17 protein-coding genes are annotated in these 19,487 nt (G+C 69.5%); 8 read left to right on the top strand and 9 right to left on the bottom strand.

Annotated elements, in window-relative coordinates; all coding sequences use genetic code 11:
* Positions 1-111: 111 nt before the first annotated feature.
* From ACFWA7_RS07050 to trxA, 7 genes are all read left to right on the top strand, one after another.
* Complete coding sequence (locus tag ACFWA7_RS07050) at positions 112-2,460, top strand: DUF6049 family protein (RefSeq protein WP_385536153.1); 2,349 nt, start codon at positions 112-114, stop codon at positions 2,458-2,460.
* Positions 2,461-2,514: 54 nt separating this feature from the next.
* The gene (gene murJ / locus ACFWA7_RS07045; RefSeq protein WP_385821492.1) at positions 2,515-4,686 is read left to right on the top strand and encodes a murein biosynthesis integral membrane protein MurJ; all 2,172 of its coding nucleotides are present in this window, start codon (positions 2,515-2,517) and stop codon (positions 4,684-4,686) included.
* 129 nt (positions 4,687-4,815) lie between these two features.
* Positions 4,816-6,543, top strand: a complete 1,728-nt coding sequence (locus ACFWA7_RS07040; protein ID WP_385536149.1) for a protein kinase family protein — start codon at positions 4,816-4,818, stop codon at positions 6,541-6,543.
* Between the two features lie 48 nt (positions 6,544-6,591).
* Positions 6,592-7,305 carry an RNA polymerase sigma factor SigM gene (sigM, locus tag ACFWA7_RS07035; protein ID WP_385536147.1) on the top strand — a complete coding sequence of 238 codons (714 nt, stop codon included), beginning with the start codon at positions 6,592-6,594 and terminating at the stop codon, positions 7,303-7,305.
* On the top strand, positions 7,302-8,273 hold the full coding sequence (locus ACFWA7_RS07030; RefSeq protein ID WP_385536145.1) for an anti-sigma factor family protein: 972 nt from the start codon (positions 7,302-7,304) through the stop codon (positions 8,271-8,273). The genes sigM and ACFWA7_RS07030 overlap by 4 nt, the downstream gene beginning before the upstream one ends.
* Before the next feature lie 105 nt (positions 8,274-8,378).
* Positions 8,379-9,341, top strand: coding sequence for a thioredoxin-disulfide reductase (gene trxB, locus ACFWA7_RS07025; RefSeq protein ID WP_385536143.1), 963 nt, complete (start codon positions 8,379-8,381; stop codon positions 9,339-9,341).
* A gap of 53 nt (positions 9,342-9,394) precedes the next feature.
* Entirely contained in the window at positions 9,395-9,727 is a 333-nt protein-coding gene (gene trxA / locus ACFWA7_RS07020; protein WP_385536141.1) for a thioredoxin, read from the top strand.
* Between the two features lie 120 nt (positions 9,728-9,847).
* On the opposite strand, the gene ACFWA7_RS07015 is transcribed toward trxA, so the two are convergent.
* The 9 genes from ACFWA7_RS07015 to rpmH all read right to left on the bottom strand — a co-directional run bounded on the left by ACFWA7_RS07015 (position 9,848) and on the right by rpmH (position 16,755).
* Positions 9,848-10,465 carry a GNAT family N-acetyltransferase gene (locus ACFWA7_RS07015; protein WP_385536139.1) on the bottom strand — a complete coding sequence of 206 codons (618 nt, stop codon included), beginning with the start codon at positions 10,463-10,465 and terminating at the stop codon, positions 9,848-9,850.
* A 331-nt stretch (positions 10,466-10,796) separates the two neighbouring features.
* Positions 10,797-11,900 carry a ParB/RepB/Spo0J family partition protein gene (locus ACFWA7_RS07010; RefSeq protein ID WP_385821489.1) on the bottom strand — a complete coding sequence of 368 codons (1,104 nt, stop codon included), beginning with the start codon at positions 11,898-11,900 and terminating at the stop codon, positions 10,797-10,799.
* A complete protein-coding gene (locus ACFWA7_RS07005) occupies positions 11,897-12,973 on the bottom strand; it encodes a ParA family protein (protein ID WP_385821487.1) in 1,077 nt (358 codons plus the stop codon). The genes ACFWA7_RS07010 and ACFWA7_RS07005 overlap by 4 nt, the downstream gene beginning before the upstream one ends.
* 278 nt (positions 12,974-13,251) lie before the next feature.
* Complete coding sequence (rsmG, locus tag ACFWA7_RS07000) at positions 13,252-13,971, bottom strand: 16S rRNA (guanine(527)-N(7))-methyltransferase RsmG (protein ID WP_385536133.1); 720 nt, start codon at positions 13,969-13,971, stop codon at positions 13,252-13,254.
* Positions 13,972-14,081: 110 nt separating this feature from the next.
* Positions 14,082-14,591: a protein jag gene (locus ACFWA7_RS06995; protein ID WP_371653685.1), complete on the bottom strand. Its 510-nt coding sequence runs from the start codon at positions 14,589-14,591 to the stop codon at positions 14,082-14,084.
* A gap of 14 nt (positions 14,592-14,605) precedes the next feature.
* Positions 14,606-15,892 carry a membrane protein insertase YidC gene (gene yidC, locus ACFWA7_RS06990; RefSeq protein WP_385536131.1) on the bottom strand — a complete coding sequence of 429 codons (1,287 nt, stop codon included), beginning with the start codon at positions 15,890-15,892 and terminating at the stop codon, positions 14,606-14,608.
* 3 nt (positions 15,893-15,895) lie between these two features.
* On the bottom strand, positions 15,896-16,231 hold the full coding sequence (gene yidD, locus ACFWA7_RS06985) for a membrane protein insertion efficiency factor YidD (protein ID WP_385536129.1): 336 nt from the start codon (positions 16,229-16,231) through the stop codon (positions 15,896-15,898).
* On the bottom strand, positions 16,228-16,599 hold the full coding sequence (gene rnpA, locus ACFWA7_RS06980) for a ribonuclease P protein component (protein WP_371653682.1): 372 nt from the start codon (positions 16,597-16,599) through the stop codon (positions 16,228-16,230). The genes yidD and rnpA overlap by 4 nt, the downstream gene beginning before the upstream one ends.
* A gap of 18 nt (positions 16,600-16,617) precedes the next feature.
* Positions 16,618-16,755: a 50S ribosomal protein L34 gene (rpmH, locus tag ACFWA7_RS06975; RefSeq protein WP_006381191.1), complete on the bottom strand. Its 138-nt coding sequence runs from the start codon at positions 16,753-16,755 to the stop codon at positions 16,618-16,620.
* Between the two features lie 394 nt (positions 16,756-17,149).
* On the opposite strand from rpmH, the gene dnaA reads away from it, so the two are divergent.
* Positions 17,150-18,925 (top strand): chromosomal replication initiator protein DnaA, encoded by a 1,776-nt coding sequence (gene dnaA, locus ACFWA7_RS06970; protein WP_385536127.1) that lies wholly within the window; start codon positions 17,150-17,152, stop codon positions 18,923-18,925.
* The last annotated feature ends 562 nt before the right edge of the window (positions 18,926-19,487 follow it).

Below are 19,487 nucleotides of genomic sequence, written 5' to 3'. Positions count from 1 at the left end.
ATCATGTGGAGCAGTGCATGGCACTTCGCCACAGTCCACCTCGTTACCATGCGTGGACGCAGGAATCGACAACCACCGACACAGCTGACGACGACGAGGGACGGGCGACGCGTGGCCGAGGCGGCAGATTCTCAGGGGATGGGCCCCTCTCCTGCCCGCCGGTGGCTGCGCCGCACAGCGGCGCTGCTCGTCGGCGCCCCCCTGATCGCCGGTCTGCTCTCCGGCACGGCCGCCCCCACGGCGGCCCACGCCACCGTGGCGGCCGCACCGGGCAGAGCGGCTCCGGTCTCGCGCACCGTCCAGGTGACGCTCGACTCGATGTCCCCCAGCGCCCCCGTCAAGAGCGACACGCTGACGATCTCCGGCACGGTCACCAACACGGGCAAGCAGACCGTCACAGGCGCCCATGTGGGCCTGCGGGTGGGCCAGCGGCTCAACGGCCGGACCGCGATCGACGACGCCTCCCAGCGCAGCGGCTACGCGCCGGGCCTGGACCCGGCCGAGGTCGGTGACAAGTACACGGTCAAGTTCGCGAAGCTGGCCCCCGGGATCAGCCGGGACTTCACCCTCTCGGTGCCGGTGAGCAAGCTGGGGCTGGGCGGCGACGGCGTCTACCAGCTGGGCGTCTCCCTGTCCGGGCAGACGGCGAACCAGCAGTACGAGCAGGTCCTGGGTATCCAGCGGACCTTCCTGCCGTGGCAGCCCGAGGCCGTCGACGGCAAGAAGTCGCAGCTCACCTATATGTGGCCGCTGATGTCGTCGACCCACCTCACCGCGCAGACCGGCTCGGACGAGCAGCAGACCCCGGTCTTCGCCGACGACACGCTGGCCGCGGAGCTCGCGCCCGGCGGCCGGCTGGAGCGGATGGTCTCGCTGGGCAGCCAGCTGCCGGTGACCTGGGTGATCGACCCCGATCTCCTCGCCGGCGTCGACGCGATGACCCGCAACTACCGGGTCAAGTCCGGCGACACCGATGTGCCGGGCACCAACCAGGACGTGGCCAAGCAGTGGCTGGGCGAGCTTGAGGACGCGGTACAGGGCGAGAAGGTCGTCGCGCTGCCCTTCGCCGACCCGGACCTGGCCTCGCTCGCCCATCGCGGCAAGGACGTCTCCGGGTCGCTGAGCCATCTGCAGGGGGCCACCGAGGTGGCCGAGAAGACCGTGGAGACCATCCTCCATGTGACGCCTTCGGTCGACTTCACCTGGCCGGTGGAGGGCGCGGTCGACCCCTCGATCGTCGACGTGGCCACCTCGGCGGGCGCCCACAACGTGATCGCCCGCAGCGACAGCCTCCGCGAGACCGGCGGCCTCCTGTACTCGCCGTCGGCCGCGCGGCCGATCGGCGGCGGCACCACGGCCGTGGTCTCCGACGCCCGCCTCTCGACGGCGTTCGAGGGCGACATGTCCAGGGCCGGGAACTCCACCCGGGCCGTCCAGGAGTTCCTCGCCCAGACGCTGGCGATCACGCTCCAGGACACCGAGAAGCAGCGCAGCATCGTCGTCGCCCCGCAGCGGATGCCGTCCGCCAGCCAGGCCCAGACGATGGCGAACGCCATCCGCGCCCTGAGCGCGCAGCGCTGGACCGAGCCCCTCGACCTCACCGCGGCCGCCACGGCCAAGCCGGACGCGCGCGCCACCGCCCGGGTGCCCGGCTCCTCCTCGTACCCCGGGGCGCTGCGCAGGCAGGAACTGCCGGTGCAGGCGTTCCAGGACATGAAGAGCACCCAGGGCACCCTGGACAAGTTCAAGGTCATCCTGACCGCGCCCGACCGCGTCGTCACGCCCTTCGGCAACGCCGTCAACCGCGAGATGTCGACGTCCTGGCGCGGCGACCGCGAAGGGGCCGTGATCTACCGGGCCGGGGTGCAGAGCTATCTGGACGGGCTCACCGGCGAGGTGCGGCTCATCCAGAAGTCCACGGCGACCATGTCGGGACGCAGCGCTACCCTTGCCGTCACCGTGCAGAACCAGCTGGTCCAGCCCGTGGGCAATCTGGTGCTGAAGCTGGAGCCGAGCAATCCCTCCCGCCTGAAAGTGACCACCAACGAGGACGCGAACGGCGGACAGCCGGTCAAGATCGACGGCGGTCACAGCCAGTCGGTGAAGTTCACGGCCACCGCTAACGCCAACGGCCCCGTACAGGTGACCGCCCGGCTCTACACGCAGGACGGCACGCCGTACGGCGATCCGATGGAGTTCACGGTCAAGGTCTCCGAGATCACCCCCACCGTGATGCTGGTGATCGCCGGTGGTGTCCTGCTGCTCGTCCTCGCGGGCATCAGGATGTACACCCAGCGCAAGCGGTCGACGGCCCGGAAGGCGGCGGCCGGGGAGACCGGCGAAGGCGACGGAGCGGAGGCGGCCGGCGGCGACGATCCCGAGCAGCCGAGTGACCCGACACCGGACACCGGTCCGCAAAGCGGGGCCTCGCCCGGCACGGGTGAGAAAGTGGAGCATTGAGCTATCGCTATGCACCGTGGCCGGCCAGGCCGGGGACGATGAGGTGGGGTAACCATGAACGCGCCGTACGACGGTGACCGCGGGCAGGGCGCGGGCGGCGGCTCCGCGTCGTCCGGCAACACGCCCCCGGTGCCTCCCTACGCCGAGCAGGTGCCGCCGCAGCAGCCCGTGCCGGACCCGTACTTCCAGGACGCCTACGGCAACGATCCGTACCGGGCGCAGGACCTGTACGCCCAGGACCCGGTGACCGAGGCGCTGTACGACCGCGCCGCGCACCCGCCGCCGCCCCCGGGCACCTACGCCGAGCCGCAGCCGCTCTACCAGCAGCCGCCCGCCCAGCAGTACGCACCGGACCCCCGGATCTGGGCCCAGACCCCGCCGCCCGAGCCGGACGGCCCCTCACGCCATCTGCCGTACGGCGACACCGCCGGCACCACGCAGTTCGTGGGCGTCGACGACCTGGTCACCCGGGCGGGCGAGGAGCCGTCCGAGCAGGACGCCTTCGCGTACCTCTACCGCGACCAGCAGGGGTCCGGTCCGGCACCGGCCTCCCCGGAGCCCGAGCCGCTGCCCGCCACGCCACAGCAGAAGTCCGGCGGTCGCGCCTCCGGGCTGCTCAAGTCGAGCGCCGTGATGGCAGCGGGCACGCTCGTGTCGCGCCTGACCGGCTTCGTCCGCAGCCTGGTGATCACCGCCGCGCTGGGCACCTCGCTGCTGGGCGACACGTACACCATCGCGTACACCCTGCCGACGATGATCTACATCCTCACCGTCGGCGGTGGCCTCAACTCCGTCTTCGTGCCGCAGCTGGTGCGGTCCATGAAGGACGACGAGGACGGCGGCGAGGCGTACGCCAACCGACTGCTCACCCTGGTCATGGTGGCGCTCGGCGCCATCGTGGCCGTCGTCGTCTTCGCCGCTCCACTGTTGATCAAGCTGATGTCGGGCACCATCTCCGACGACACGGCCGCCAACAGCGTCGCCGTCACCTTCGCCCGCTACTGCCTGCCCACGATCTTCTTCATGGGTGTGCACGTGGTGATGGGCCAGATCCTCAACGCCCGCGGCAAGTTCGGCGCGATGATGTGGACCCCGGTCCTCAACAACATCGTCATGATCGGCACGTTCGGCCTGTTCATCTGGGTGTACGGCACGTCGGCCGAGTCCCGCATGGGCGTGCAGACGATCCCGCCGGAGGGCATTCGCCTCCTGGGCCTCGGCACCCTGCTCGGCCTGGTCGTCCAGGCCCTGGCGATGATCCCGTACCTGCGGGAGACCGGCTTCCGCTTCCGGCCGCGCTTCGACTGGCGGGGCCACGGTCTGGGCAAGACGGTCCAGCTCGCCAAGTGGACCGTCCTGTTCGTGCTCGCCAACCAGGCCGGCGTGCTCGTCGTCACCCAGCTCGCCACGGCGGCCGGAAAGGCCTCCGGGGAGCACGGCGCCGGCTTCCTCGCCTACTCCAACGCCCAGCTGATCTGGGGCATGCCGCAGGCGATCATCACGGTCTCGGTGATGGCGGCGCTACTGCCGCGCATCTCCCGGGCCGCGCACGACAACGACCCGGGCGCGGTCCGCGACGACATCTCGCAGGGTCTGCGCAACTCGGCGGTCGCGATCGTCCCCGTCTCCTTCATGTTCCTCGCGCTCGGCGTCCCGATGTGCACCCTGCTGTACTCCAGCAGCGGCGTCGAGGCGGGCCGGTCCATGGGCTTCATCCTGATGGCGTTCGCACTGGGGCTGATCCCGTACTCGGTCCAGTACGTCGTGCTGCGCGGCTTCTACGCGTACGAGGACACGCGGACGCCGTTCTACAACACGGTCATCGTGGCCGCGGTGAACGCCGCGGTCTCGGCCGCCTGCTATGTGATCCTGCCCGCCCAGTGGGCAGTCGTGGGAATGGCGGGCGCGTACGGTCTGGCCTACGCGGTGGGCGTCGGGGTGGCCTGGCGCCGGCTGCGCAACCGTCTGGGCGGCGACCTGGACGGAACGCGCGTCCTGCGTACGTACGCGAGGCTGTCCCTGGCGGCCGTCCCGGCGGCCGCGATGGGCGGCGCGCTGGGCTACGTCGTCCTCAAGGGGCTCGGCCAGGGGGCGCTCGGCTCGCTGGCCGCCCTCGTGGCGGGCGGGACCGTGCTGCTCGGTGTCTTCTTCGTCGCGGCGAAGAAGATGCGGATCGAGGAGCTCAACTCCATGGTCGGAATGGTGCGGGGACGGCTCGGACGCTGAGTCCGTTCACTCGCGCACAACCATCGTCCGCCGCCGTGTGTCGTGCATAGCGCCGGACTGTGGGCACAATTGGCAGGACTTTGCATGGCTGGCCGACAGCACGCAACGGATGGGGAGGCAGGAACGACGGTGGCGGAACGTAGCACGGCTGCCGTCGACGTGGCCGACAACAGCGGCGACAACCCGCTGACCGCCAAGGCGGACGGGGCCACGACCGACGGGGTGGCGGAATCCATCGATACGGCAGACACGGCGGAGCAGGGCCCCGGCGACACGGGCGGTGAACGGAAGCCCGCCGAGCCCTCCATCGCCACACCGGAGTTGCACAGCGGCCACAAGCTCGCCAGACGCTACCGGCTCGAAGAGTGCGTCACCCGTCTGGACGGTTTCAGCAGCTGGCGGGCGGTCGACGAAAAACTCCGCCGCGCCGTCGGGGTCCATCTGCTCCCGGCGGACCACCCGCGGGCGCGTTCCGTGCTGGCGGCCGCCCGCTCGTCCGCGCTCCTGGGGGACCCGCGCTTCGTCCAGGTCCTGGACGCGGTGGAGGAGAACGACCTCGTCTACGTGGTCCACGAGTGGCTGCCGGACGCCACCGAGCTGACCGCGCTGCTGGCCTCCGGCCCGCTGGAGGCGCACGACGCCTACCAGATGGTCACCCAGATCTCCCAGGCCATGGCGGCGGCCCACCGCGAGGGCCTCGCGCATCTGCGGCTGACTCCCGGCGCGGTCCTGCGGACCTCCTCGGGGCAGTACCGCATCCGCGGGCTCGCGGTGAACGCCGCACTGCGCGGCATCACCTCCGACACGCCCCAGCGGACCGACACGGAGGCGGTCGGCGCGCTGCTGTACGCCTCGCTGACCCAGCGCTGGCCGTACGACAGCGATGCCTACGGCCTGCACGGGCTGCCCAAGGGCGTCGGCCTGATCGCTCCCGACCAGGTGCGCGCGGGCGTCCACCGGGGTCTTTCCGAGCTCGCCATGCGGGCGCTGGCCAACGACGGCGCCACCGCGTCGCGCCAGGAGCCGGCCTGCACCACGCCGGACGAGCTGGTCAAGGCCGTCTCTGCGATGCCGCGGATCCGCCCGCCGGAGCCCGCGTTCACCGCGCCGCCCGAGTACCAGCGCACCACCTACCAGCAGGGCACCTACGGCCGCCCGCCCGCTGGACCGCACCCGGCGGTCACCCAGGTCGTGCCGGCCCCGCCGCCCACGCTCCAGGGCCGTACCGGCAAGGCGATCAAGTGGGCCGTATCGGCGCTGCTGATCGCCGCGCTCGGCCTCGGCAGCTGGCAGCTCGCGGACAGCCTCCTGGGCCACGACAAGGGCTCCGGCGAGTCCGGGACGTCCCAGCAGCCGAACAAGAGCGACGGCGACAAGCCGAAGGCGCCGGTGCCACTGCGGATCCAGGGCGCTGAGGAGTACGCCCCGGACGGCAAGCCGCAGAAGCCCGAGGCGGTGGGCAAAACGTACGACGGCGACTCCTCCACGTACTGGAACTCCAAGAGCTACATCGGCGGCCCCAAGCTCGCCCCCTTCAAGCAGGGTGTGGGCATCGTCTACGACCTCGGGTCCGAGAAGGACGTGTCGGCGGCGTCGATAGCGCTCCGGTACGGCGGCGACCACACCACGCTGGCGCTGTACGCGGCGGACTCCATGTCGCCGAGCACGCCGGTCGGCTCGATGACGCAGATCGCGACCACGACGACGAGCGGCACCTCGGCCGATCTCAAGGCGGCGAAGCCGGTGAAGACCCGCTACGTCGTCCTGTGGCTCACGGCAGTGCCGGACGCGCCCAGAGACGAATTCAGCGGCGCCGGTTTCAAGCAGGCCATAACGGACGTCAAGTTCACCGGCTGATCCGGAAGTACGACAGAAGATCCGACAGCGCGGGGAGGGGGCTCACCGTTGGACGACGCCACATACGGCGGCGCGAGCGACCAGGACCTTCTGGCCCGCCATGTCGACGGTGACCCCGACGCCTTCGGCGAGCTGGTCCGGCGCCACCGGGACAGACTCTGGGCGGTCGCCCTGCGGACGCTCGGCGACCGCGAGGAGGCCGCCGACGCCGTCCAGGACGCCCTGGTGTCGGCCTACCGGGCCGCCCACACCTTCCGCGGCCAGTCGGCCGTCACGACGTGGCTGCACCGCATCACGGTGAACGCCTGCCTCGACCGGGCCCGCAAGGCGGCGTCCCGCAAGACCTCGCCGGTCGACGACGCGGAACGCCTGGAGCTGCTCCTGGAGCCCCACGAGTCGGCCGAGGCACCCGCGGAGCGCCAGGACCTCCACCGGCAGCTGGTGAAGGCGCTGGGGACGCTCCCGGCCGAACAGCGCGCCGCCCTGGTCCTGGTCGACATGCAGGGCTATCCGGTGGCGGAGGCGGCGGAGGTTCTCGACGTGCCGGTGGGAACCGTCAAAAGCCGCTGCGCCCGGGGCCGGGCCCGGCTGCAACCCCTGCTCAGTCATCTGCGCGGTGATGCGGGCGATACCGGGGATAGCCAGGAGCGCGGTGGGGGAAGGAACCGGACGCCGGGGACATCCGTCCCACCTGCGTCGGGACCAAGGGACGCAGGACCGAATGATCCTGCTGCTGTGAAGGGCGGAGGTGGGCGCACGTGACATCCACGGCCGACATGGCTCAGCACCCGGACGTCTCGGAGATCTCCGACCTCCACGAGGGCCTGCTGCCCCCCTCCCGTACGGCCGCCGTGCGCCGGCACCTGGACGGCTGCGACCTCTGCGCGGACGTCCACGCCTCCTTGGCGGAGATCCGCGAGCTGCTCGGCACCCTGCCCGGGCCGCCGCGTATGCCCGCCGACATCGCGGGCCGGATCGACGCGGCGCTGGCCGCCGAGGCTCTCCTCGACGCCACGGCGCCCAACGGGACGCCCGTTCCCGTGGGGGCGACCGCGGTATCCGTCGCCACGGAAACGCCCGTCAGCGCCGAGACGGGCGAAGACGCGGCGCATGTTTCACGTGAAACATCGCTCGGATCCGTCGCTGCCGACGCTCTTGCGGCGGGCCGCCCGGCCGGGCGCCCCCGGGCAGCCACCGGACCCGGCCGCCCCCGCACCCCTCGGCGTCGCCGCACGGCCGTGCTCGGAGCTGTCTTCGGCGCGGCGGCGATCGGGGTGGGTGTCTTCCTGGTGCAGACGCTCCAGCCGTCCGATGACAACCCCGCCCAGAAGTCCGACATCGCATCCCCCCAGCAGCACGGGGATGTCTTCTCCGAGGCCTCCCTCGCCGGGCAGGTGCAGACCCTGCTGTCCTCGCGGCCCGCGCTGGAGAGCGCCGGGACCTCCCCGTCGGGCAAGAAGCCGGACCTCGGCGTCACGTCCAACTCCCCGAAGCTCGGCGTCGATGTCACCGTGCCGCCGTGCGTCCAGGCGGGCACCGGCCGGACCTCGCAGCCCCCGCTCGCCGTCGAAACGGGCGAGTACCAGGGGACCCGGGCCTACCTCGTCGTCCTTCCGCACCCCACGGACACCTCACAGGTCCAGGCGTACGTCGTCGACGCGGCCTGCGAGACCGCGGCGCCCGACGCCAAGGGCAAGCTGCTGCTGACCCACGCCTATCCCCGTCGCTGAGACGCTCCGGGAATGCTCGCCCCGTAGGATCCGTTGGGTGGGGTGAGAGTCCTGGACCGGGCCCCGGTAGGCAGTAGGCAGTCCGCAGAGACGAGGAAGAAATCCGTGAGCGACGTCCGTAACGTGATCATCATTGGCTCCGGGCCGGCCGGCTACACGGCTGCGCTCTACACCGCGCGTGCGTCGCTTCAGCCGCTGGTGTTCGAAGGCGCCGTCACCGCCGGTGGCGCCCTGATGAACACCACCGAGGTGGAGAACTTCCCCGGCTTCCGCGACGGAATCGTGGGCCCCGACCTCATGGACAACATGCGGGCGCAGGCCGAGCGCTTCGGCGCCGAGCTGGTCCCGGACGACGTCGTGACCGTCGACCTCAGCGGCGAGATCAAGACCGTCACGGACACCGCCGGCACCGTCCACCGCGCCAAGGCCGTGATCGTCACGACCGGCTCCCAGCACCGCAAGCTCGGGCTGCCGAACGAGGACAAGCTCTCCGGGCGCGGTGTCTCCTGGTGCGCCACCTGCGACGGGTTCTTCTTCAAGGACCAGGACATCGCCGTGGTCGGCGGCGGCGACACCGCGATGGAGGAAGCGACCTTCCTCTCGCGCTTCGCCAAGTCGGTCACCATCGTCCACCGCCGGGACAGCCTGCGCGCCTCCAAGGCGATGCAGGAACGCGCCTTCGCCGACCCGAAGATCAAGTTCGCCTGGGACAGCGAGGTCGCCGAGATCCACGGCGACCAGAAGCTTTCCAGTCTGACCCTGCGCAACACCAAGACCGGTGAGACCTCCGAGCTGGCGGTGACCGGCCTCTTCATCGCCGTGGGCCACGACCCGCGCACCGAGCTCTTCAAGGGCCAGCTCGACCTGGACGACGAGGGCTACCTCAAGGTCGCCGCGCCCTCCACCCGTACCAACCTGACCGGTGTCTTCGGCGCCGGTGACGTGGTGGACCACACCTACCGCCAGGCGATCACCGCCGCCGGTACGGGCTGCTCCGCCGCTCTCGACGCCGAGCGCTTCCTGGCCGCGCTCGCCGACGACGAGAAGGCCGCCGCGGCCGCCGTCTGAACCATCCTGACCTCCCTCCCCACCCCTCACCCCACACCCGCAAGGAGGCTGCCGTGGCCGGCACCCTGAAGAACGTGACCGACGCCGACTTCGACGAGGTCGTCCTCAAGAGCGACAAGCCCGTACTCGTGGACTTCTGGGCGGCGTGGTGCGGCCCGTGCCGCCAGATCGCCCCGTCCCTGGAGGCCATCGCGGCGGAGCACCGCGACCAGATCGAGATCGTCAAGCTCAACATCGACGAGAACCCGGCCACTGCCGCCAAGTACGGCGTGATGTCCATCCCGACCCTGAACGTCTACCAGGGCGGCGAGGTCGCCAAGACCATCGTGGGCGCCAAGCCGAAGGCTGCTCTTCTGCGCGACCTCGACGGCTTCCTCGGCGAGTAGGTCCCAGCCGCGCTGTTTCACGTGAAACAGCGCGAACGGGCCCGCCCCTCATCAGAGGGCGGGCCCGTTCGCATGTCCGGACGCCCGAGAGCCGCGGCGTTCCGCGAGTGCCGTGAAGTTCTACAGCGGCCGCAGGGCGGGCTCCTTCTGGACGGCTCCCAGCAGCCGGTCCAGGGCCAGTTCGACGTCTTCCTTCCAGGAGAGCGTCGTCCTCAGCTCCAGCCGCAGCCGGGGATACCGGGGATGCGGCCGTACGGTCTTGAAGCCCACCGCCAGCAGATGGTCGGCGGGCAGCACACACGCGGGCTCGTGCCAGCGGGCGTCCCCGAACGCCTCGATGGCCTTGAAGCCCCGGCGCAGCAGATCCTTGGCGACCGTCTGCACCATCACTCTCCCCAGCCCCTGGCCCTGATAGCCGGGCATGATCCACCCCGTTATCAGCTGCACCGCGTCGGGGGACACCGGGCTGGTAGGGAAGGCCGTGGCGCGCGGCACATACGCGGGCGGGGCGTAGAGGACGAAGCCCACAGGCACGTCGTCGACATAGACGACCCGGCCACACGAGCCCCACTCCAGGAGCACGGCCGATATCCAGGCTTCCTTTTCGAGCTCGGGCGTCCCCGCCTTTATCGCGGCCTCTCCGCTGACTGGGTCAAGTTCCCAGAAGACACAGGCGCGGCAGCGCTTGGGAAGGTCCGGAAGGTTGTCCAGCGTGAGCGGTACAAGCCGACGCCCCATGAAGGCTGTTCCTCGCTTCCCTCGCCTGCCGCCCCGTGGGCGGCTGCCAGTGCACTCCGTTCCCGGAGAAGACTGCCGACGAACCCGCCGACCGCCCCGAGGCCCAGCCCCGCTGTCACCAGTCGGGTACGGCTCACCGTTCGCATGGCTCACCGCCCTCCCTCCGAAGTGGCCCAAGGTGGATGTGCCATACCAGAACGCATCGTATCCACCCAACGCCAGTGCGGATACCGCACAACAGCAAAGGGCGGGCTGTGTTCCTGTATGCATCGGAACACAGCCCGCCCTTCACGACAACTGCCGTGGCTCAGACGGGGAGCAGGTCACCGGCTCAGACTTCGTCGCCGTCCTCGGAGTCCTCGGCGAGGCCCTTGTTGAGGACCCGTCCCTCGCCAGGGGCGAGGGTGCCGAGGATTCGCTCCAGATCGTCCATCGACGCGAACTCGACGACGATCTTTCCCTTCTTCTGGCCGAGGTCGACCTTCACCCGCGTCTCGAAGCGGTCCGAGAGCCGGGAGGCCAGATCGGAGAGCGCCGGCGCCAGCCGGGTCCCGGCGCGCGGGCCCTTCGCCTTGGCGGCGCTCTTGGGCTCCGAGTTCAGCAGGGTCACGATCTCCTCGACCGCCCGCACCGAAAGCCCCTCAGCCACGATGCGGTGCGCCAGCCGGTCCTGCTCGTCCGAGTCGTCGACGGAGAGCAGCGCCCGGGCGTGGCCCGCCGAGAGGACCCCGGCCGCCACCCTGCGCTGAACCGGCGGCGAGAGCCGCAGCAGGCGCAGGGTGTTGGAGACCTGCGGGCGCGAGCGGCCGATGCGGTCGGCCAGCTGGTCATGCGTGCACTCGAAGTCCCTCAGCAGCTGGTCGTACGCCGCAGCCTCTTCCAGCGGGTTCAGCTGGGAGCGGTGCAGGTTCTCCAGGAGTGCGTCCAGGAGCAGCTTGTCATCGTCCGTGTCCCGCACGATCGAGGGGATCCGCTCCAGGCCCGCCTCGCGGCAGGCCCGCCAGCGCCGCTCTCCCATGATGAGCTCAAAGCGCTCGGGCGTCAGCTGCCGTACGACGACGGGCTGGAGAAGCCCGACTTCCTTGATGGAAGTGATGAGCTCGGCGAGGGCGTCCTCGTCGAACACCTCACGCGGCTGGCGCGGGTTGGGCGTGATCGCGTCCAGTGGCAGCTCCGCGAAATACGCCCCCGCGGGCGCCTTCAGCTGCGGCACCACCGGCTCGGGTGCCTGGACCGGCACCGGTGTTTCACGTGAAACAGAAGCCGCCGGGAGCGTGCCCAGCTTCGCCGCCGCCACCCCGCGCTCCGCGGTCAGCACCGGCACCGCCGCCGGGGACGTGGAAGCCGTCCCCACCGAGGGCACGGACTTCTCCTGCGGGGCGGCGGGGATCAGCGCACCGAGCCCGCGCCCCAGACCTCTACGTCGCTCACTCACTGGATCCCCTCCGACATGCTGTGCTGGTTGTTCTGACTGCCCACGGGGATGTGCGTCGGGTCGTAGTTGATGCCGACCCCGCGCAGTGCGATCTCGCGGGCGGCTTCGAGATACGAGAGCGAGCCGCTGGAGCCCGGGTCATAGGTGAGCACCGTCTGGCCGTAGCTCGGAGCCTCCGAGATACGTACCGATCGCGGGATGCTCGTCCGCAGGACCTCGTGGCCGAAGTGGCTGCGCACCTCGTCGGCCACCTGGGAGGCGAGCCTGGTCCTGCCGTCGTACATGGTGAGCAGGATCGTCGAGACATGCAGCGTGGGGTTCAGATGCCCTCGCACCAGGTCGACGTTCCGCAGCAGCTGGCCCAGTCCCTCCAGCGCGTAGTACTCGCACTGGATGGGGATCAGGACCTCGGCACCGGCGACGAGAGCGTTGACGGTGAGGAGCCCCAGGGACGGCGGGCAGTCGATCAGGATGTAATCCAGCGGCTGCTCGTACGCCTGGATGGCGCGCTGCAGACGGCTCTCCCGTGCCACCAGGGACACCAGCTCGATCTCCGCGCCGGCCAGGTCGATCGTGGCCGGGGCACAGAAGAGGCCCTCCACGTCCCGGACCGGCTGGACGACCTCGGAGAGCGGTCTGCTCTCCACCAGGACGTCATAGATCGAGGGGACGTCGGCGTGGTGGTCTATCCCCAGCGCGGTGGAGGCGTTGCCCTGCGGGTCGAGGTCGACCACCAGAACCCGGGCACCGTGCAGCGCCAGGGAGGCGGCGAGATTGACCGTGGTAGTGGTCTTTCCCACTCCGCCCTTCTGGTTGGCGACCACCATGATGCGTGTCTGCTCCGGCCGGGGCAGGCCCTCGCCGGTACGGCCGAGAGCTTCCACCGCCAGCTGGGCAGCACGACCGATGGGGGTGTCGTCCATCGGGGGCGGTGTTTCACGTGAAACATCCTCCCCCGCCGATTCGGTACGGGGACCGGGGACCGGATCGGTCATCGGTCCCGCGATGTTGGCGTCGGACCGCAAGGATTCACTCTCCTCGACTTCAGGCTCGCAATGCACAGAGCCTGCCATGCTTTCGGGGTCGTGAACCAGCGAGGCCCGTTCTTCTGTGGATGAATCCACCTCTGTGGACAACTCCGTAGCCCGTGAAGGGGACTCCAGGGCCCCGCCCAAGGGCTTGCGGTCGCGCGGCGCGGCATTACGACCGCGGCTGATGATTCCATGCAGCAGAGAGCGACGTTTCACGTGAAACACGATGCACGCGCCCTGCGGTCAGATCGTCACGACACTCCGAAATGCGTACGTATCGCACCTTCTATGGAGCATCCGCCCCTCGGCAGGCCTGCGGGTCAGCGGCGGCGCCTGGTACGGCTGGTCCTGGCGGCCTTGGCCCGCTTGGCGGCGAACCGCACACCGCCCGGGCTCTCCCCGACCTCGACCCGCACCACCGTCGACAGCGGGTCCACGATGCCCTCGCCGACATGCAGCACTGAGGTATTCACCACACCGAGCTTGCTCAGCGCGGCCCGCGCACCCTGGATCTCCTCCTCGGCGGTGTCGCCCTTGAGCGCCAGCATCTCGCCGTAAGGACGCAGCAGGGGCACACCCCACCCGGCCAGCCGGTCCAGCGGGGCCACCGCACGGGCCGTGACCACATGCACCGGCTGCACCTTGCCCAGCATCTCCTCGGCCCGGCCGCGCACCACGGTCACATGGTCCAGGCCCAGCAGCTCCACGACTTCCTGAAGGAAATTGGTGCGCCGCAACAGCGGCTCAAGGAGCGTGATCTTCAGATCCGGGCGCACCAGCGCCAGCGGAATACCGGGCAGACCGGCGCCGGAGCCGACATCGCAGACCGTGACGCCCTCGGGGACGACCTCGGAGAGCACGGCGCAATTGAGCAGGTGGCGCTCCCAGAGGCGGGGCACCTCGCGCGGGCCGATCAGGCCGCGCTTGACTCCCGCGTCCGCGAGCAGCTCGGCGTACCGGACGGCTTCCGGAAAGTACTCGCCGAATACCGCGCGCGCCTCTTCGGGCGCCTGGGGAAGCTCTGCTGCTGCCTCCGTCACGGGGGACCGTCCTTCCGTACCGCGCTTCCCGCGCTGGGGTGGCTGACTATCAGGCTGACAAAGTTCGGCCCCGCCTGCGAACAGACGGGGCCGAACAAGCAATGAACCGCTCAGGCGGGGAGCACGACGACGAAGCGCTGCGGCTCCTCGCCCTCGGACTCGCTGCGCAGACCGGCGGCGGCGACCGCGTCGTGCACGACCTTGCGCTCGAACGGCGTCATGGGCTGGAGCTTCACCGGCTGGCCGGAGTCCTTGACCTCGTCCGCCGTCTTGGCACCCAGCTCGGACAGTTCCGTGCGCTTCTTGGCCCGGAAACCCGCGATGTCGAGCATCAGACGGCTGCGGTCGCCGGTCTCCCGGTGCACGGCCAGTCGCGTCAGCTCCTGGAGCGCCTCCAGCACCTCACCGTCACGGCCGACGAGCTTCTGCAGGTCACGGCTGTTGGCGTCGCTGATGATCGAAACCGCGGCACGGTCCGCCTCGACGTCCATGTCGATGTCGCCGTCCAGGTCGGCGATGTCGAGCAGGCCCTCAAGGTAGTCGGCGGCGATCTCCCCCTCCTGCTCCAGGCGGGACAGGGTGTCAACACCCTCGGCGGCCGGGATGGTGCCTTCCGTCACGGATGGACTCCTTCTTACTTCTTGGACGGGTGCTTGGGCCGCTGCTGACCCTTGCGCTGTCCGGACTGGGCCTTGCTGCGTGCGGTACCGGAGGCGGGCTTGCCCGCCGTCTTGGACTTGGCGTTCTGCGGCGCGTCCTGCTTCTCCGCGGAGTCCTCGTCCGACGTGCCCTTTTCCAGCGAGGTCTTCGCCGGCTCCTCACCATCGCCGCCACCCTGCACGGCGGTCGCACCGGACTGGCGCTGGGCCTTGGTCTGACGCTTGGGCTGCTGCCGCTTGGGCGCGCCGCCCTCCGCCTCGGCCACGGCCGTCTCGCTCTTGGCCACGGAGCCGTCGGCCTGGGCCGCGAAGCCCTGCTTGGCCAGGCCGCTGATGAACTTGCGCTCGTTGTCGTTGCGGTCCGGGCCCTTGGCCACGATCGCCTGGACCACCGCGCGACGGCGCTTGCCGCGGACGTCATTGTGGGCGGCGATGCTCTTGCTCAGCCGCTCCAGGTAGCTGGCCTGCGCCTTCGAGCCCGGCGTCGGGTTCTGGTTGATCACGTACATCTGCTGGCCCATGGTCCACACGTTGGTGGTCAGCCAGTAGACGAGGACACCGACGGGGAAGTTGATACCCATCACGGCGAACATGACCGGGAAGACGTACATCAGCATCTTCTGCTGCTGCATGAACGGCGTCTTCACCGAGAGGTCCACGTTCTTCGTCATCAGCTGGCGCTGGGTGAAGAACTGCGAGGCGGACATCATCACGATCATGATCGCGGTCACGACGCGGACGTCGGTCAGCGTGGCGCCCAGGCTCTCGACCTTGGAGGCGCTGTCCGTGAACTTGGCCGCCAGCGGGGCGCCCAAGATGTGCGCCTTCTGGGCGCTCTCCAGCAGCGGCTGGTTGATGACGCCGATGGTCTTGCCGCTCGCGATGCCCGACAGCACGTGGTAGAGCGCGAAGAAGAACGGCGACTGCGCCAGGATGGGAAGACACGAGGAGAGCGGGTTGGTGCCCGTCTCCTTGTACAGCTTCATCATCTCTTCGGACTGTCGCTGCTTGTCGCTCTTGTAGCGCTCCTGGATGGCCTTCATCTTCGGCTGGAGCGCCTGCATGTTCCGGGTCGACTTGATCTGCTTCACGAAGAGCGGGATCAGGCAGATACGGATCAGCACCACGAGGGACACGATCGACAGGCCCCAGGCCCAGCCCGTGTCCGGCCCGAAGATCGCGCCGTACAACCTGTGGAACTGGACGATGACCCAGGAAACAGGCCAGGTGATAAAGCTGAACAGACTGGCAATCGTGTCCACTAATCAGGCTCCTTGAGCATTGGGCGAGGTCTCTGCGGCCGGGCTGGGCTCGGTCTCTGCGGCAAAGTGCCCGCCCTTGCTGCCGCGCCAGGCGTTGCGCAGCGCCTCGTGCCAACGAGGGCGCTTGCGTTCGGGGACGTAGTCCACGCCGCCCGGTGACCACGGATTGCACCGCAGAATCCGCCAGGCGGTCAGTGCCGTGCCCTTCACCGCGCCATGCCGGTCAATGGCCGTGAATCCGTAGTGGGAACACGACGGGTAGTACCTGCAGACGGGCCCGAGCAGCGGGCTGATCGTCCACTGGTACAGCTTGATCAGGGCCAGCAGCGGGTACTTCATCGCGCACCCCCTCCCAGCAGCCGCTGAAGGGCGGCGTCCAGGTCTCGGGCCAGATGTGCATGATCGGCATCGCCCGCGCCGGGCAATGCTCGTACGACCACCAGGCTACCGGGGGGCAGCTGGGACAGCCGATCGCGCATCAGATGGCGAAGCCTTCGCTTCACCAGGTTGCGGACGACCGCCACACCCACGGCCTTGCTGACGACGAAACCCGCACGCGTCGGGGGAGCGCTCTCCCCAGGCGCGTGCGGGTCCGTTGCACCGCTGCGTAGATGGACGACAAGGAGCGGGCGACCGGCCCGGCGTCCTCGGCGTACCGCGGTCGCGAATTCTTCGCGCCGCCTCAGCCGATTCTCGGTAGGCAGCACGTCATGACCTGTATGCGATTAGGCGGACAGGCTGGCGCGGCCCTTGCCACGACGGTTCGCAAGGATGGCGCGACCGGCACGGGTACGCATCCGCAGGCGGAAGCCGTGGGTCTTGGCGCGACGACGGTTGTTCGGCTGGAAGGTGCGCTTGCTCACTCGGGGGCTCCAGAAATGATTCGGTGGTGGCGGGACATCGCCTGGCTGTCACCGTGCGCCCACGAGAAGCTCGCAATTCGCGAAGCTCGCAATACGCCCGAGTGCACCGCTTCACGATCACAGACCGTGATCTTTGCCCATCGGAGGCAGGCGGCAGCAGCCATCGACAACTCGACCTGGTTACGGTACGCGCGGCTACGCCATCCGGTCAAACCAGCGTCTTCATGGGGCCCACTGTGCACAGCCTGTGGACAACAACTTGAACCACGTCAGTCGCCGCGACTACCGTGGCTCGACCCTGACCTTTTCCTCTCTGTCCTTGCCTGTCCTTGCCTGTCCTTCCATCCCGTCCCGAGAACCACACATTCGTGGGACCTGCGAGAGAGCGTGCCTTGTGGCTGACGTACCTGCCGATCTTGCCGCAGTGTGGCCACGAGTGCTGGAGCAGCTCCTCGGGGAGGGCCAGCAGGGCATCGAGCCCAAGGACAAGCAGTGGATCGAGCGCTGCCAGCCGCTCGCCCTGGTCGCCGACACGGCGCTGCTCGCCGTGCCCAACGAGTGGGGCAAGCGCGTCCTGGAAGGCCGCCTGGCCCCGCTGATCAGCGACACGCTCAGCCGTGAGTGCGGCCGCCCGATCCGGATCGCGATCACCGTCGACGACTCCGTGGGCGAGCCCCCGGGCGGCGGTCCGCAGTCCGCGCCGCCCCAGCAGCAGCCCCCGCGCTACCAGGACGACGCCTACGGCCGCCCGGCCGACGACGGCCTGCCGACCGTGCGCCCCGCGTACCCGGACTACCAGCAGCAGCGCCCCGAGCCCGGCGCCTGGCCGCGCGCCCAGGAAGACCTGTCCTGGCAGCAGCCCCGCCTCGGCGGCTTCCAGGACCGCGACCCGTACGCGACCGCCCGCCCGCAGCAGCCGCAGCACGACTACCGGCAGCCGCAGATGCCCGAGCGCCCGCAGTACGAGCAGCAGTCGCAGCCGTACGAGCAGCAGCGGCCGGAGCGCCACGAGCGCCACGATCTCTCCGAGCCGCAGTCCCAGCAGCACCACGGCGGCCCGCAGGGCGGCGGCGGCCCGCGTCCGATGGGCGGCCCCTCGTCGTCCTCGGCGGCCCGGCCCGGCGGCCCCGGCGAGCCGCACGCGCGCCTCAACCCCAAGTACCTCTTCGACACGTTCGTCATCGGTTCCTCGAACCGGTTCGCGCACGCGGCGGCCGTCGCCGTCGCCGAGGCGCCGGCCAAGGCGTACAACCCGCTCTTCATCTACGGGGAGTCGGGCCTTGGCAAAACGCATCTGCTGCACGCCATCGGGCACTACGCCCGCAGCCTCTACCCGGGCACGCGTGTGCGCTACGTGAGCTCCGAGGAGTTCACCAACGAGTTCATCAACTCGATCCGCGACGGCAAGGGCGACACCTTCCGCAAGCGGTACCGGGACGTGGACATCCTCCTGGTCGACGACATCCAGTTCCTGGCGAGCAAGGAGTCGACGCAGGAGGAGTTCTTCCACACCTTCAACACGCTCCACAACGCCAACAAGCAGATCGTGCTCTCCTCCGACCGGCCGCCCAAGCAGCTGATGACGCTTGAGGACCGGCTGAGGAACCGTTTCGAGTGGGGTCTGACCACCGATGTTCAGCCGCCGGAGCTGGAGACGCGCATCGCGATCCTCCGTAAGAAGGCGGTGCAGGAGCAGCTCAACGCCCCGCCGGAGGTGCTGGAGTTCATCGCGTCCCGGATCTCGCGGAACATCCGTGAGCTGGAGGGCGCACTGATCCGGGTGACGGCGTTCGCGTCGCTCAACCGGCAGCCGGTCGACCTGGGACTCACCGAGATCGTGCTGAAGGACCTGATCCCCGGCGGCGAGGACTCGGCGCCCGAGATCACGGCCGGCGCGATCATGGCGGCGACCGCCGACTACTTCGGGCTCACCGTCGAGGACCTGTGCGGATCCTCGCGCAGCCGGGTCCTGGTGACGGCCCGCCAGATCGCGATGTACCTGTGCCGCGAGCTCACCGACCTCTCGCTGCCGAAGATCGGGGCGCAGTTCGGCGGCCGCGACCACACGACGGTGATGCACGCCGACCGGAAGATCCGCGCGCTGATGGCCGAGCGGCGCTCCATCTACAACCAGGTCACCGAGCTCACCAACCGCATCAAGAACGGCTGAGCAGACCGCTCACAGAGCCTCTCAGGGCGCCCGGACACCCCGTCCCGGGCGCCCTTCGCGTTGCCCAGGAGCCCCCGTACGTCCGCCGCATTCGTACGTATGGCGTCGTTCCCGCCCCTGTGTACGGCCCGCCGCGACCGGTCCGTAGGGCTCGCCCCGGCCCCCGGTGTTCGAATACGCGCCGGTCCGAGGGGGTTCTCCACAGATCCGGGTACTTTTCCCCGTCCACACCCTGGGGACTGTTCAGTTGTCCAGATTGCTTCCACAGGCCGACGCCCTGATACTCCATCACCCCAGGTCAGATACTTGTGGATTTGTGCGCAAGCTTCGTCCACAGGCTGTGGACGAATTCTCTGTCCACAGCCTGTGGTCAAAGTTGTCCACCGACGGCCCACAGGCTGTGGCCCGTTGCCCACAGCTTCTCCACAGCGCTGTCCACTGTTCGGCAACGCAACACCCCCCGTCACCGGGTCGAGTGAAAGGCGTCACACCAACGAGGCCGGTTGGGCTGTGGGGAACGTGGGTAAAGCTGGGGACAGCCCTGGGGAGAAGTCGACCCTTC

Source organism: Streptomyces sp. NPDC059994, from assembly GCF_042737755.1.
In the GTDB taxonomy this organism is placed as follows: Bacteria; Actinomycetota; Actinomycetes; order Streptomycetales; family Streptomycetaceae; genus Streptomyces.
The sequence above is the reverse complement of the archived record's forward strand: the minus strand, read 5'-3'. Positions and strand labels throughout refer to the sequence as shown.